At 61.6% G+C, this 14,775-nt stretch carries 8 protein-coding genes; all 8 read left to right on the forward strand.

What is annotated here, in order from left to right:
* The first annotated feature begins 1 nt into the window (after nt 1).
* Nucleotides 2-3,544, forward strand: a complete 3,543-nt coding sequence (brxC, locus tag KHB019_RS08865; RefSeq protein WP_337458713.1) for a BREX system P-loop protein BrxC — start codon at nt 2-4, stop codon at nt 3,542-3,544.
* Nucleotides 3,544-6,984, forward strand: coding sequence for a BREX-1 system adenine-specific DNA-methyltransferase PglX (pglX, locus tag KHB019_RS08870; RefSeq protein ID WP_337458714.1), 3,441 nt, complete (start codon nt 3,544-3,546; stop codon nt 6,982-6,984). Before brxC ends, pglX begins: the two co-directional genes overlap by 1 nt.
* Complete coding sequence (gene pglZ / locus KHB019_RS08875; RefSeq protein ID WP_337458715.1) at nt 6,977-9,487, forward strand: BREX-1 system phosphatase PglZ type A; 2,511 nt, start codon at nt 6,977-6,979, stop codon at nt 9,485-9,487. The genes pglX and pglZ overlap by 8 nt, the downstream gene beginning before the upstream one ends.
* 11 nt (nt 9,488-9,498) lie before the next feature.
* Nucleotides 9,499-11,694, forward strand: a complete 2,196-nt coding sequence (brxL, locus tag KHB019_RS08880; RefSeq protein ID WP_337458716.1) for a BREX system Lon protease-like protein BrxL — start codon at nt 9,499-9,501, stop codon at nt 11,692-11,694.
* Nucleotides 11,695-11,753: 59 nt separating this feature from the next.
* Nucleotides 11,754-12,956 carry a serine/threonine-protein kinase gene (locus KHB019_RS08885; RefSeq protein WP_337458717.1) on the forward strand — a complete coding sequence of 401 codons (1,203 nt, stop codon included), beginning with the start codon at nt 11,754-11,756 and terminating at the stop codon, nt 12,954-12,956.
* Nucleotides 12,957-13,062: 106 nt separating this feature from the next.
* Nucleotides 13,063-13,587 carry a hypothetical protein gene (locus tag KHB019_RS08890; RefSeq protein WP_337458718.1) on the forward strand — a complete coding sequence of 175 codons (525 nt, stop codon included), beginning with the start codon at nt 13,063-13,065 and terminating at the stop codon, nt 13,585-13,587.
* 972 nt (nt 13,588-14,559) lie between these two features.
* Nucleotides 14,560-14,643, forward strand: a complete 84-nt coding sequence (locus tag KHB019_RS15125; RefSeq protein ID WP_443193208.1) for a hypothetical protein — start codon at nt 14,560-14,562, stop codon at nt 14,641-14,643.
* Nucleotides 14,612-14,764 (forward strand): hypothetical protein, encoded by a 153-nt coding sequence (locus KHB019_RS08895; RefSeq protein WP_337458719.1) that lies wholly within the window; start codon nt 14,612-14,614, stop codon nt 14,762-14,764. The genes KHB019_RS15125 and KHB019_RS08895 overlap by 32 nt, the downstream gene beginning before the upstream one ends.
* Nucleotides 14,765-14,775 lie beyond the last annotated feature (11 nt).

Here is a 14,775-nt window from a genome sequence, read left to right on the forward strand (position 1 = left end):
CGTGAAACTCCATGACATCTTCGAAAAGGACGTCACGCGTCCAATCGATGGGGTGATCAAGGCCGACGATACTACCCACCTCGGGACCGAAGTCGAGGAGTACGTCCTCACCAACGAGGCGGAGAAGGCTTTGTCGAACCTCCTCGAGGAGTACACCAATTACACCAACGCGAACGGTGTCTGGATCTCGGGCTTCTTCGGCTCGGGAAAGTCGCACCTCCTCAAGATGCTCGCGCATCTGCTCGGCGACGTCGACGGGCAGGAGTTCCCCCGCGCCGAGGTCTCAGAAAGCTTCAAGTCGAAGACGACCGACGGCTTCCTTAAGGCATCGCTGAAAAAGGCTGAGGGCATCCCGGCCCGCAGCCTGCTCTTCAACATCGACCAGGTCGCCGACGCCCAGGGCGGCGACAAAACCGACGCGATCCTCAGAGTCTTCATCAAGGTCTTTAACAACAGCCGTGGCTATTACGGCATGCAACCGCATGTCGCTCGCTTCGAACGCGACCTCGACACAAAGGGTGTATTCGCCGCGTTCAAGGAGACCTACGAGCGCATCGCAGGTATCCCGTGGACCGAGGGCCGCGAGCTCGACGTACTCGAAGAGCCGAACGTCGCCGCAGCGTACGCAGAGACCTCAGGAGCCACGGCTGGCGCCCCTGAAAACATCCTCGAGAAGTATCGCGATTCTTACCGAGTCGACATCGACAGCTTCGCGAGTGAGGTAGTTGCGTGGCTCGACATTCAGGCGCCGGGCACACGACTGAACTTCTTCGTTGACGAGGTAGGGCAGTACATCGGGGATGACGGCAAGCTCATGCTCAGTCTCGAGACCATCGCGGAAGCACTGAACACGAAGGCCCAGGGAAGAGCGTGGGTGTTCGTCACCAGCCAAGAAGCGATGGACAAAGTTATCGGAGACCGCACGAAGAGTCAGGAGTATGACTTCTCGAAGATCCAGGCACGGTTCAAGACGCGCGTGAGTCTGTCCAGTGCGGATGTCGAGGAGGTCATCCGCAAGCGCCTGCTCGAAAAGAACGCGTCCGGTACGGCCATGCTGAAGGAGGTGTACGAGAAGGAGTCAGGGAGTTTCAAGACCGTCTTCGATTTCGTCGGTGGACGCACCTACCCGAACTACCCCGACGAGGCGCGGTTCATCTCGACCTATCCCCTCGTGAACTACCAGTTCCCTCTCTTCGCCGCTGCCCTGGTCGGCCTCTCGGAACACAACGCGTTCACCGGTCGGCACGCATCGGTTGGCGAGCGCTCAATGCTCGGCGTTGTCCAGCAGGTTGCCAAGGAGCTCGACCGCACCGAGGTCGGCCAAATTGCCGCCTTCGACAACCTCTTCTCCGGCATCCGCGATACTGTGCAAGCGGCGGCGAAACGCTCCATCGACGTCGCCGAGAAGAATCTCCCCGACCAAGGATCGGACCTCACGACCCTCGCCGTACGGGTGCTCAAAGCGCTCTTCCTCGTGAAGTACGTCGACGGCTTCCGTGCCACCGCGCGCAACCTCGCAGTCCTCGTCTACGACCGCTTCGGGCTGAACCCGCAAGAGCTCACCAAACGCGTCGAAGATGCACTGGCACTGTTGGAGTCGCAGACATACATTCAGCGCAACGGCGACCTCTACGAGTACCTGACCAACGAAGAGCAGGAGATCGAGAACGAGATCAAGGCCGTCGATCTCGACGGTTCCGAGGTCGGCAAGCGGCTCTTCGAGATGCTCCAGCAGGACGTGATCAAGACCGCGAAATACCGGTACAAAACGCCGAAGGGGCACTTCCTCGACTACAGCTTCGGCTACAAGATCGACGATGTCGGTTACGGCCCTCAGCATGCGCTGACCGTCCACTTCTTCACCCCCGGCTACCCGCACGACCTCCAGACGATACGCGCGCACAGCACCGGGCTCGACGAGCTGCGTGTCGCGCTCGATGCGGACGCCGCCGTGTTCGGCGACCTGCGGCTCCTGCTCAAGACGGAAAGGTACGTCAAGCAAAAGCAGAACGGCTCCCTCTCCGCGGTCCAGCAGCGCATCCTCGGCGCGAAGGCCCAGCAGAACCTGGAGCGGAAGAAGGAGCTGCTCGAGCGCCTCCGCCGTACCATCGGCAGGGCGACGCTCATCGTCTATACCGTCGACGTCGAGTCCAGCGGCGAGGTCGCTGATACCCGCGTCTTCGACGGACTTGGCGTCCTTGTGACGAAGGCGTACCCGCAACTCGCACTGCTCGGCGGCAAGGTCTACGCGGAAGCCGACTTCCAGAAGTTCGTCCAGGCACCGGCGGACGGACTGGTGAGCGTCGATACGGCGCTGACAGAAGCCGCGAACGAGGTCTACAACCTCGGCATCCAGCAGCAGGTGAACATCGGCCAGCAGATCACTGCGAAGTCGCTCGTCGACAAGTTCACCGGGAAGCCATACGGCTGGGACCAGACTTCCACGCTGGTCGTCGTCGCCTACCTCTTCGGCGGCTCCCGCATCACCATCGAGCACAACGGCAACCTGCTCAAGCGCACCGAGGTTCCGCCCCTGCTGAAGAACACCCAGCAGCTCGCGAACCTCAAGATCGGGGTGCAGAAGAGCTTTGACGACAAGAAAGTCACAGCCTTCCGCAAGTTCGTGACCGACTTCTTCGACGAGGGCCTCGTGCCGAAGGATGCGCTTGAGCTCGCCCACTTCGGTGCCGACAAACTCAAGGACCAGCTCGATCGACTCAAGGAGTCGCGCAACGCCTACGACTACGCGTTCATTGCACAGCTCGAACCACCCATCGCGCTGCTGGAGGACGTCGTCGGCAAGACCGACGAGTGGTACTTGACGGAGTTCGACAAGGCTGACGAACTGCTGGAAGCGAAGGCGTCGGTGCTCGACCCGATCCGCGCCTTCCTCATGGACAACCGAAAGGGCATCTACGACGGAGTCCGAACGTTCCTCCGCGACGCAAGCGACAACCTCGCCTACCTCTCGAAGGGCGCGTCGACGCCGGTCCAGACGCTCCTCGACGATCCCGCGGTGTTTCGCGGCAACCGCATGGTCGACCTCCAGAACGAGGCGGATCGGCTACGCCAGCAGATCGACGCGATCGTCAAGGACGAGCAGGTCAAGGCGGCCGACTCGATCGAGCTGCGACGCATCCAGCTTCAGCAGGCCGAGGAATACAGCGAAGCTCCGGAGCCCGCCCAGGCGCGGGCTCTGGAGCGCGTCGACCGCGCCATCCAGCAAACCTGGGCGGAGACGAGCGTCCCAAAGCTCAAGGTCATCGCATCGGACTTCGCCGCTTCGACGTTCCCGTCCCTCGTGGCGGACCTCGCCGCTGCTCGACCGGTCACATTCCCCGGTAAGCCGCAGGGAGGTGACGGTGGGATCTCCGTTGAGCCGATACCGACGCCGAAGCCGAAGCCTGTCGTCGCGTTGACGTCGATCACGATCTCGAGCGCGAAGCTCGTGCTGACGACCGCCGCCGATGTCGACGACTACGTCGAGGCGCTCCGTGCAGCGCTCCAGGCCGCGATCTCAGAAGGCAAGAGAATCACGCGCTGATGGAAACTCCCCCGCTCAAGTCATTTGCCACAAGGGCGCGCTCCGATCTCATCAAGGAGGTTGGTGCGCGCGTCACGGTTGTGCTCGCTGAGAACTCGCTCGCCCGAGTCGAGTCGGCACCCGCGGTCCGCGCGCTCGAAGACGTGATCGCCCGTGACGGCCGCGACCAGGTCATCGACCGCGTCGCCTACACCTGGTTCAACCGCATCATCGCGCTCCGCTTCATGGATGCGAACGGTTACACCCCCAGCGGTGTCGTCTCACCCGAGGTGGGACGAACGACGGGTCAACCCGAGGTGCTCGCCGAGGCGAAGGCCGGCACCATCGACGGCGCAGTCGTTCCGCAGAAGACGCAGGACACGATCACCGCTCTCCTCAACGGCACCCGCCCGAGCCAGGATCCTCAGGGCGAGGCGTACGGGCTTCTGCTCGAGGCCTACTGTCGCAGCTGGCACAGGGCGATGCCGTTCATGTTCGAGCGGGAGGGTGACTACACGGAGCTGCTCATTCCGACCGCGTTGCTCGCCGCGGATTCCGTCCGAGATAGGGCCGTGAAGACGCTCACCGAAGATGTCTGCAGAGAGGTGGAGGTGATCGGCTGGCTCTACCAGTTCTACATCTCGGACCGGAAGGGCGAGGTCTTCGACGGGTTCAAAAAGAACAAGAAGGCCGGTGCCGCAGAGATCCCCGCCGCGACGCAGCTGTTCACTCCGCATTGGATCGTCCGATACCTCGTCGAGAACTCCCTCGGCCGACTTTGGCTGCTGAACAACCCGACATCCCGCCTCGCCGAACAGATGGATTACTACATCGAGCCTGTGGACGAGGAGCCGGGTTTCCTGCGGATCACTAAGCCGGAGGAGCTGAAGATCATCGACCCGGCAGTCGGGTCAGGCCACATGCTCACCTACGCGTTCGACCTGCTCTATGCGATGTACATGGAGAAGGGCTACGATCCGGCCGAGATTCCCAGCCTGATCCTCCAGCACAACCTGTATGGCACCGAGATCGACCCCCGTGCCGGCGCACTCGCCGCGTTCGCTCTCACGATGAAGGCCGCCGCCAAGCGAAAGCTCTTCCTGAAGAACCCGGTCCAGGCGAACGTACGCGTCCTCGAGAACGTGCACCTCGACCCGCACGAGCTCGACTACCTGTGGTCGCTCACCAGCGAAGACGACATCGCGCGTGGCGATGCTGACGAGTTTTGGAACGCCTTTGAGTACGCCGACACATTCGGTTCGCTGATCCAGCCAAAGAGGCAGCTCATCGCACCGCTGAGGGCAGCAATCGAAGGAACCCAGGCAGACGGCGATCTGCTCCACGGTAAGGCGCTCGAGAAGGCCTACGTCGTGATTGAGCAGGCGGCGTACTTGGCCCGACGGTACCTAGTCGTGGTTGCGAACCCGCCCTATATGGGTAGCGGAAACATGAGCTCTCCGCTCCAGACGTTCGTGAACTCCAACTACGCAGAGGGCAAGTCCGACCTCTTCGCCGCTTTCATCCTTCGCATCACTCGCCTCGGAGTTCCAGGCGCGTATGCAGGGGTGGTCACCATGCAGTCTTGGATGTTCATCGCATCGTTCGAAAAGCTGCGCGCGCGCCTCCTTGCCCAGACGCATGTTGCAACAATGGCCCACTTGGGCACTAACGGCTTTGACTCGATCGGCGGAGACGTTGTCGCAACGACGGCGTTCGTCCTCGAACTTCGGAAGGCGAGCGGTTCGCCTGGCGTATACGTGCGACTTGTGTCCGGCGAGAACGAGGCTGCTAAAGCAGCGATGTTGCGGGCGGGAGCGGCGCGCTATCTCGCAACTGGGGCCGATTTCACCGCACTTCCTGGTATGCCGATTGCCTATTGGTTACCGGAATCTGTCAAGGACGTCTTCGGGCACGGAACCCTCCTGCGAGACGTCGCCAATCCCCGAGTAGGCATGGCGACAGGTGACAACGGTCGCTGGATTCGGCAGTGGTGGGAAGTGTCGGAGCAACGGATCGGTCGTGGCCTGAGCAGGACGGAGGCCTCCCGGTCTGGGCGTCGTTGGTTCCCCTACGCGACGAGCGGATCGGCAACTCGGTGGTTCGGGAATGTCTCTTCAGTGGTCAACTGGGAACACGACGGCCACCTGCTTCAGACAACAAAACATGAGTCCGGCAGGATTCGAGCCCACAACTTCAACCTTGACCAGATTTTCAAGGCGGGACTGGTCTGGAATGTCGTGACTTCAGGAACCTCGTCTTTTCGCTATGTCGACGATGGCTATCTGTTCGACGCCTCCGCTGGTTTATGCCACACCAGTAGGCCGCTCTACTTGCTCGGGCTGCTGAACTCCACATCGGCGACCTACATCCTCAATGCGATCAACCCGACATTCAACCTTCCTCCGGGATCGCTTGGTGCGTTGCCCTTGCCCGTCGACTCCGCACCCCAGACTGCAGAGTCGCTCGCATCCGAGGCGCTGCGGCTTGCACGCCGCCGGTGGAACAGGTCCGAGACCTCATGGGAGTTTGCTGCACCGCTGCGAATGACGGGGGCGCGTCTTGCGGACCTGGTTCAGGCCGAATCGGATGCGCGCGCTCGCGCTACAAGGGAGCTTTTCGCTATCGAGTGCCAGCTGGACCAGCACTTTGCGACTGCATATGAGACACAAGATGCCGTGCAGGCTCGCGTTGCCGAAGCGGATATCGAGAGCGGAGTTGCTGGCCTGGTCGTTGAGTTCGCCTCTTACGCCGTCGGATGCATGTTCGGGCGTTTCAGCCTCGAGGAGCCGGGACTAATCCTCGCGAACCAGGGCAGCACGCTCGAGGATTACCTCGCGCTTGTGCCGTCGCCGTCATTCATGCCGGATAAGGACAACGTCATCCCGATAGTCGATGGTGACTGGTTTGAGGACGATATCGTCGCCCGGTTCCGCCAGTTTCTGCGCGCTGCTTTCGGCGAGGACCACTTCGAGGAGAACCTCCAGTTCGTCACCGAGTCGCTCGGAGTGAAGGACATTCGTGACTACTTCGTGAAATCTTTCTACAGCGATCACGTCAAACGGTACAAGAAGCGCCCGATTTACTGGCTGTTCCGCAGCCCGAAGGGATCATTCAGTGCTCTCATCTACCTTCACCGCTACACACCATCGACTGCCTCGACGGTTCTCACCGGCTACCTCCGCGAGTTCATCGGCAAGCTGGAAGCGAACCTTGAGCACCAGGGTCGCGTCGCTGCAGGCATGGGCGGCGCGTCGCCTCGTGAGGTCGCGGCCGCACTGAAGGAGGCCGACCGCATCCGAAAGGTTCTCGTCGAGCTTCGCGATTACGAGCATGACGTGCTCTTCCCGCTGGCAGGACAGCAGATCGCCCTCGACCTCGACGACGGCGTGCTCGTGAACTACCAGAAGCTTGGCTCCGCTCTGAAGGACATCGGTCTGAAGAAGGGTGGGGGCGGTGAATGATCTCGGCGTGCTGAAGAAGGGCCTCGCAGAGCGCTTCGCCAACGGACCGAAGGCTGGCGATCGTCACATCGCTTTCTGGCATGACCGGGAGGGCGAGTACGAGACCGACCTCGACCAGCTCGAGGCGGAACTGAATGGAGTCGAGGTCATCCGAGTCGAAGGTGACGAGTATGCGGTGAAGTATCGTCTGCTCAAGGAGCAACCGGACCAGGCCTTCATCGTCTACCGCAAAGGTGCCGTAGTTGACGGGACCGCGAACTGGCTGTGGGATCTTGAGCTCGCCTACGGCGTCTTCACGGCCGACAGAGCCTCGATGGACGCGCAGGATCTCGGCCTCTCGCTGTCTCTTCAACCTGTCGTCGCTCAGCATCCGAAGTTTTTCAACAGCGCCGATCGCAAGGGCAAGCTCAAGGTACTGCTCGACCCGGCCGACGATCGCACGAAACTCCTCGCGAAGATGAGTGCCGTGGCGCTCAGCATCAGGGCGCACTCCTTCGGTGAGCTCACTCGCGCTCTTCTCATCGAGAACGCGACCGGATCGACGAGCGGTTACGACGCGTTGGTCTCGTATGGCCTGACGGACTTCTACTGGGCAGGCGCGAAGGGCATTTACGGCTACGAGTCGTCGAACCCTTCCGTCGGCGACTTCGTCGAGTGGGTCTTCCAGCATTCGAGGACTGACTTCGACGCGGTGAAGGTCGGCGTGCGACACGACTATAGCGCGTGGCGAAACGATGTTCGAAGCCGTGAGGCGATGGCAGCGCTCGCGAGGCGTGTCGAGGGCGACCTCGGCATCGAGGCACACATCGCGCCACGTGACTACCGCGACCTGCTCGGCTTCGACGCCTTCGAGGCGATCGACTGGAAGATCATCGGAGACCTCGCCGTCGGCGTCAGCGACCAGACTTTGACCGTCCGTGACGTGCAGGAAGCGGAGAAGGAGCGTCAGACGACCTTCTGGTACACGCTTGACCCGTCGGTTCGTGCCCTCTATACAGCGATCCGGTCCGCTGCCGAGTTGCTACACGACATCAGCACACTGAGTGTCGCCATCGCCGACTTCGACGACGGGCTCGCGAAGTACAAGGACCGCTGGTTCCGTATTGATCAGCGTTACCGGCAGTTCCTGCTCGCCACCCACACCACAGACCACGCCGATCAACTTGCCCCGCTCGTCGAGCAAATCGAGCTTTTCTACACGAACAAGTACGTCTTCCCACTTGCGACCGAGTGGCAGAAGCAGATCGATGCAATCGAGATATGGAAGTGTGTCACCTACCCATCGCAGGCCTCGTTCTACAGGTGGTTCGTAGAGCCGATCGTCTCGCAGGGGCGCCGCGTCGTCGTGGTCGTTTCGGACGCGCTCCGATATGAGGTCGCAGACGAACTGGCTTCCGTCCTGCGCAGCGACACGAAGGTCGCCTACGACGCCAAGCTCGACGCCATGCTCGGTGTGCTGCCGAGCTACACGCAACTCGGGATGGCGTCGTTGCTCCCACACGCCACGATCGGTTTCGCTGGGAAGGGAAGTGACATTCTGATGGACGGGAAGCCGGCCGGCGGGATCGTCAACCGGAAAAAGATCCTTGAGGCAGCCGGCGGAACGGCGATCAGCGCCGAGGAAGTTCTCGGCAAGAAGATCAAGGACGAGCTGCGACCCTACCTGCAGCAGCACAAGATCGTGTACGTCTATCACGACACCATCGACAAGCGCAGCCACAAGCTCGGCGCCGAGTCGGGTACTCCGGAAGCTGCGAGAGATGCCATCACAGAGCTCGCGAAGCTAATCGGAAACCTGACCTCTGCCGACGCCAACGTGCTCGTTACGAGCGACCATGGATTCCTCTTCCAGGAGTCGAAGATCGGTGATGGCAGCAAGCTGAACGAAGAACCGCACGGCGAGATTAAGTACCGAGACCGACGTTTCCTTCTCGGCGAGGACTTCAAGCAAACGGCATCCTTCAACACCTTCGCTTCGGCGCAGCTCGGACTTGTCGGCCACTGGCAGGTGCACGTCCCGAAGTCGATCTATCGCCTCACACAGAAGCTGCAGGGTGCGGCGGATCGCTTCGTTCACGGCGGCGCAACCCTGCAGGAGATCGTGGTTCCCGTGATCACTGTCACTCGCAAGGGCAAGAGCCAGGTCAAGCCGGTTGACGTGCAGATCAAGCCGAAGAGCGATGTGCTGACGAACGGGATCGTACGGATTACCCTGCTCCAATCTGAGCCCATTAGCGAGCGGGCCCAGGCGCGGGAGCTCCGCGCTGCGTTCTACCACGGTGACGACTTGATCTCCGACCAGGTGGCCGTCGTGTTCGCTGCGACAGGAGATGAGCGCGATCGGCTGCAGGAGATCAGGCTTCAGGTCCGACCCGACGCGGGTGTGCCCGTAGGGGCGCAGGTTGAGCTTCGGCTCGAGCAGCCGAGTGCGAACAGCAACTCGTGGCAGGTGCCTTATCGGCACCTCTTCACGAATCGAATCACGGCTACGCCAGACTTCTAGGGGAAGAACGCATGACGAACATCGACGACGCACTCAGTGACCTCGGCGTGGCGGGGGCGGAGGAGGTGTACGTACCTGCCTTCGCAGACGAGGAGTCTGACCTCGACCGGAAGGTGAACGAGCTCTTCGCCGGCTCCGTCGTCCGCAAAGACCTCGTGAAGGCCGTTCGCGGCAATGCCGTGGTGCCCGGCTACGTTCTCGAGTACCTCCTTGGTCAGTACGCAGCCTCCGACGATGAGGATACGATCCAGGACGGCATCGACATGGTGCGCAGCATCCTCGCCGAGCACTACGTCAATCGGAACGAGAAGGTGCTCGTGCAGTCGATGATCCGTGAGAAGGGTAGACACCGGATCATCGACCGGGTAACGGTCGACCTCAACACTAAGCAGGACTTCTATGAAGCATCCTTCGAGAACCTCGATATCAAAGGGGTGCCGATCGACCCCAACACCGTGACTAATAACCAGAAGCTCCTTGTAGGCGGCGTCTGGTGCATCTGCGACATCGAGTATCAGCCCAGCGACGGCCCGACGGAACCGTGGGTGCTCGCGAACCTCAAGCCGATTCAGATCGCCGGCGTGGACTTCGATCAGTACTACACAGCGCGCGCATCATTCACGACGGATGAATGGATCGACGTGCTGATGCAGTCGATCGGCCTCAATCCGGAACAGTTCAGCCGCAGGGGCAAGCTCATCGCACTGACACGGCTCATCCCGTTCGTCGAGCGCAACTTCAACCTCGTCGAACTTGGCCCGAAGGGCACCGGAAAGTCACACACGTTCAGCGAGCTCTCGCCGAACGGTGCGCTCATTTCCGGCGGCGAAGTCACAGTCGCCAAGCTCTTCGTCAACAACGCGAACGGCAAACTCGGCCTTGTCGGGTATTGGGATGTTGTCGCCTTTGACGAGTTCGCGGCGAACCGTCGAACTGATCAGAACCTCGTCAACATCATGAAGAACTACATGGCCAACAAGCAGTTCAACCGTGGCAACCAGCCACTCGGGGCTGAGGCATCCATGGTCTTCATCGGCAACACGTCACACACCGTGCCGTATATGCTCCAGCACTCTGACCTGTTTGACGAGCTTCCCGACTCGTACCGAGACGCGGCGTGGCTTGACCGTATTCATCACTACATCCCGGGATGGGAAGTCTCGCCGATCCGCTCTGAGATGTTCTCCGACGGCTATGGCTTCGTCGTCGACTACCTCGCCGAGATCTTGCACTCGAAGCGCAACGAGGACTTCTCCGATAAGTACCAGTCGCACTTCAGCCTCGGCTCAGACATCTCCACGCGCGATCGAGACGGCATCCACAAGACCTTCTCAGGTCTGATGAAGCTCATCCACCCGACTGGCGTCGCGACGCCGGAGGAGATGGAGGAGTTGCTCGTCTACGCCATCGAGGGTCGCAAGAGAGTCAAGGATCAGATCCTTCGGATCGACGCCACCATGCGCGACAACCCAGCGCGCTTCGGCTATCGGGACTCGCTCGGCGAGTGGCACGACGTCGTAACGGTGGAGGAGAACCAGTATCCGCGGCTCTACCACCGTGATTGGGACACGGGCGCCGGGGACGCGGGCGACAGCTTGCCCACCTACGTCCCGCCCAAGTCGCCTTCGGCTGGTCACACCGTCGTGACTCTCGCTCCGCGGTTGCCGATCATGCCCGAAGGTAGCGATGTGCCCGTCATGCCCGATGCTTCGACGCCTCTCTTCGAGGGCATTCGGGACTTCAAGGCCGGACAGACAGGCGTGTCCTATGAGAACGTGCTCCTGCCGTACCTCGCCGGCGCGACCAAGATCACAATTGTCGATCCGTACATCAGGAAGGGACACCAGGTGCGAAATGTCGGCGATCTGCTCGGCCTGCTTGCGCTTGCAAAGGAACCCGCCGATGAGATCGACATCGAACTCGTCACCACTCAAGCCGAGCCTCACATCATGAGGGACCAACTCGAGCGCCTGGTCGCGTTGCGCGAGGCATCGCAGAGCTTCGGAGTCGACCTCGACATTCGGCTCGTCGATGGCATCCATGATCGTTCGATCGCCACCGATCACGGGTGGCGGATCCTGCTCGGCAAGGGTCTCGACATCTGGGAGCCCCCGACGAATGCAATCGCGGAGGCTCGGCAGGAGTTCCGGCGCATCAAGTCCGACACGACGTTCACCTACGCCCGCACCCCGATCGAGGGCGATTAGCCGTGGCAGGTCTGCATCCTGCCCAGGCTGCACTCCAGGAAGTCATCCAAGCTCGACAGGTGGGGAACTGGGACCTCACGGAGCCACTCGGACGAGGTGGACAGGGCACGACGTGGCGAGCCATCTGGAGGCGAGAGGATCATTCACTCACGCGGGTTGCCGTAGCTGGCGGACAGCTCAACCGTGGCGTCATCAAGCTGATGTTGCCCCCCGCCCCGGATCAGGTTCCGATCCCCGCCGCTCGGTTCGAGACGTGGCTGGCGAACGAAGCCAAGGCATTTCTCGTTGAGGCGAAGGTTCTCAGTCAGATTGACAGCCCGTACATCCCGGGTGTCTTCGAGGCCGCGGCACAGCAGACCCTGGCCGGCTGGGATGTCCCCTGGTTCGCGACTGAGCTGATCAGCGGGCGGAGTCTTGCCGAACAAGTGGGCACCGTTGGTCCCATGGATCAAAATCAGCTCCTCGATCTAGCGCATGACATTCTCTCGGCGCTCGCCGCCATTCATAGTGTCGGGCTGGTCCACCTCGATCTCAAGCCAGACAACGTCATGCTCGAGCCGGGGCGCGCCCGGCTCATTGACTTTGGTCTCGTCACTAAAGCGAATCAAGAGGGGCGCCTTGGCGGAACGCCTGGCTTCTTTGCCCCGGAACAGCTCGACGAAGTTATTGAGGAGCGGGATTTCGCACCCGCAGCCGATGTCTTCAAGCTCGGGGTGACCCTTGCGATCGCCGGCGGTCTTCGCTTGCCGGACATCTGGGGTACAGATCCGTTCGGTGAGGACGAGACCGTGCGTCGAGCGATGCGGCACGACGCTCGGCTCAGCTCGCTAACTCCCGTTCTCCGGGAGTTGATCGCTCCGATGCTCGCTTTCGACCCGCACAAGCGTCCAACCGCCGCCGTAGCCCTCGAACGGGTTCGCGATCTGCTCCCTGCCGGGAACTCAAAAGGCTCTGGGAAGCAGGCTGCGGGAGCGGCTCGCCCTGCGCAGCCGAAGCCACCGCAGCCTGCGGAGCGGCCAGCTCGCGCCGCGGACGCCGGCCAGCTCACGCCCGCCGCACAGTCAGTGGGAGGCGCAAACGTGAACGTCGGTGCGAGAATCGTCGTTGTCGATCGCCTCGGCCTCGATTGGACCGGGGTAGTTGTCGGTATCGATGCGAAGCGCCCAGGCAACATCCTCGTCAAGCATGAGTCGACGCGTGGTGCCGAGAATCTACGTTCCTATCCACTGAATCAGGTTGTCCGCGGCACTCCGTTGAAATAAACAGGACGGCAGCGTCGCTAGCCGCGCTGGCGCTCACGATCAACTATCCGTCGCATACCTAGACCGCCTCGCCTTCTGCCCCATACTCCCTCGAATAGCGAAAACCATGACTCCTCACGACGATCGCCCACTTAGTGGGACCAACTGGCGCTGGGTCGCCGAGGCTCGTCTCGCCGCGATGCAAATGCAGTCCCTGCCTGATTCGGCGCGCGTCGAAGCGGTAACAGTCGCCCGCACCACGATGCTTACTCTGACTGCGTATCACACGCCGATTGGTCACTCACCGATCCTGGGCGCACGAGATCTTGCTAACGCCCTTGCCGCGCCATACCCCGGCCTTGAGGCGACAGCGGCTCATTGCGTCGCGCTTCTGTTCTTCTTTGGACCGATCGAGAGCAAGGAGTACAGCGACATCGGACTCCCCTGGGAGTTCTGGCGTTTCGGCGATCTCATGCTGAGCGGAATCGGGTTCGACCATCGACCGCTCTTCACGACGGATCGGACGGGCGCTCACGAGAAAGAGGCTCAACCATGGTTAGTCATGCGCGCTAACAAGGTTCGCGGAGCTCTCGCAGCAGTAGCGGGCGACTCCATCCCCGGGGCGAACGCCAGCGACAGCGCCGGCTGGTAATGTCCTGCGGTGCGCTGCGGCCATGGTTCACGCGCTATGCGCGCAGAGGTTGCCGGATTATCGCGTTCCGTGACTGGAGCACCCGTGATCGTCGACGGCTGCGCGCAAGGTCCGCACACCGTTCGAATCGACCATCCCGTCGAAGAAGTACACGTAATAGCCGCCGACGCCTGCGTCCCCCGCGCGAAGATAGACAGCGCTCGGGCTCGTCTCGTGTGGTTGTTGCAACGGCGTGCTGAACGCCGTCGGAACTCCTCCACCCGGCATGACGGGCATCCGGTATCGCCTACCCTCGACCGGTCCACCGAGCATCACTGCGGCCACGTGCTCGAGTTCACTCTCGTGGTAGCTGCTCTTAATCATGCGTCCTCCTCAGGATTTATCAACGTTACGAAAGCCGGTCTCCCGAATTCGGGAAAGTTGATCAGGCTACAACCGGCTGCAGACATTGCCGCTCACCACCGGACACGGCTCGTCGTATTCACACCCGAGGCTCGTGTCCAACGAATGAACCTCGGCAAGTTCGAGCGCCGGAAACTGATAGCCGACGTCATCTCACGAGCGATTGCGGAGCACTTTGAGCATGGGCCGAGTGATCTGATCCATGGCGCTCATTGCGAGGCTGCCTCGACTGCTGTTGGTCGTCGTCTCCCGGCTGCAGTACCCGATTGCTGAAGAGCCTCGCGCCAGCTCATCCACGGGTAGCCCCAGTGCTGAAGAGATACGGCGTCTCACGCGGCACACAATTCGACGCTATCGAGGCGCGCGCGGATCCGAAAGCCGCGCGCGGATACGTAGCCAAAGGCCATCACAATCCTCGCGGCGTCAAACAGGCCGGCAAAGGTCGAACACGTCGGCGAAGAAAGCGCAACAGACACTAGGACAGCGTGACCTACCGGTCGCGCTGTTGAGACTTCGCCGCGGATCACGGGCGGGCAGCCTGTGGCGATGACGGTGCACGCCGCGAAGGGCATGGAGTTCTCGTGTGTCGTGCTCTTCGACGTCTCGGACGGTTCCTTCCCGCATGCCTGGGCGTACAAAAGCGGTGCCGGATGACGAGAAGCCAGACCTCGACAAGCGCTTCCGCTCGCTGCTGCATGTGGCCGCCAGCCGTGCCCGCTACGAGCTGGCCGTGACATGGGAGGGTGCGCCGACTGCGCTCCTGATCGGGGACTGACAAGCAGGCTC

The organism is Microbacterium sp. KHB019 (assembly GCF_037285405.1).
GTDB lineage: Bacteria > Actinomycetota > Actinomycetes > Actinomycetales > Microbacteriaceae > Microbacterium.

What these genes read in the sequence shown, in the direction of transcription:
- pglX (WP_337458714.1), top strand. Translation starts at nt 3,544, where the DNA reads ATGGAAACTCCCCCGCTCAAGTCATTTGCCACAAGGGCGCGCTCCGAT.
- brxL (WP_337458716.1), top strand. Translation starts at nt 9,499, where the DNA reads ATGACGAACATCGACGACGCACTCAGTGACCTCGGCGTGGCGGGGGCG.
- KHB019_RS08890 (WP_337458718.1), top strand. Translation starts at nt 13,063, where the DNA reads ATGACTCCTCACGACGATCGCCCACTTAGTGGGACCAACTGGCGCTGG.
- KHB019_RS15125 (WP_443193208.1), top strand. Translation starts at nt 14,560, where the DNA reads ATGGAGTTCTCGTGTGTCGTGCTCTTCGACGTCTCGGACGGTTCCTTC.
- KHB019_RS08895 (WP_337458719.1), top strand. Translation starts at nt 14,612, where the DNA reads ATGCCTGGGCGTACAAAAGCGGTGCCGGATGACGAGAAGCCAGACCTC.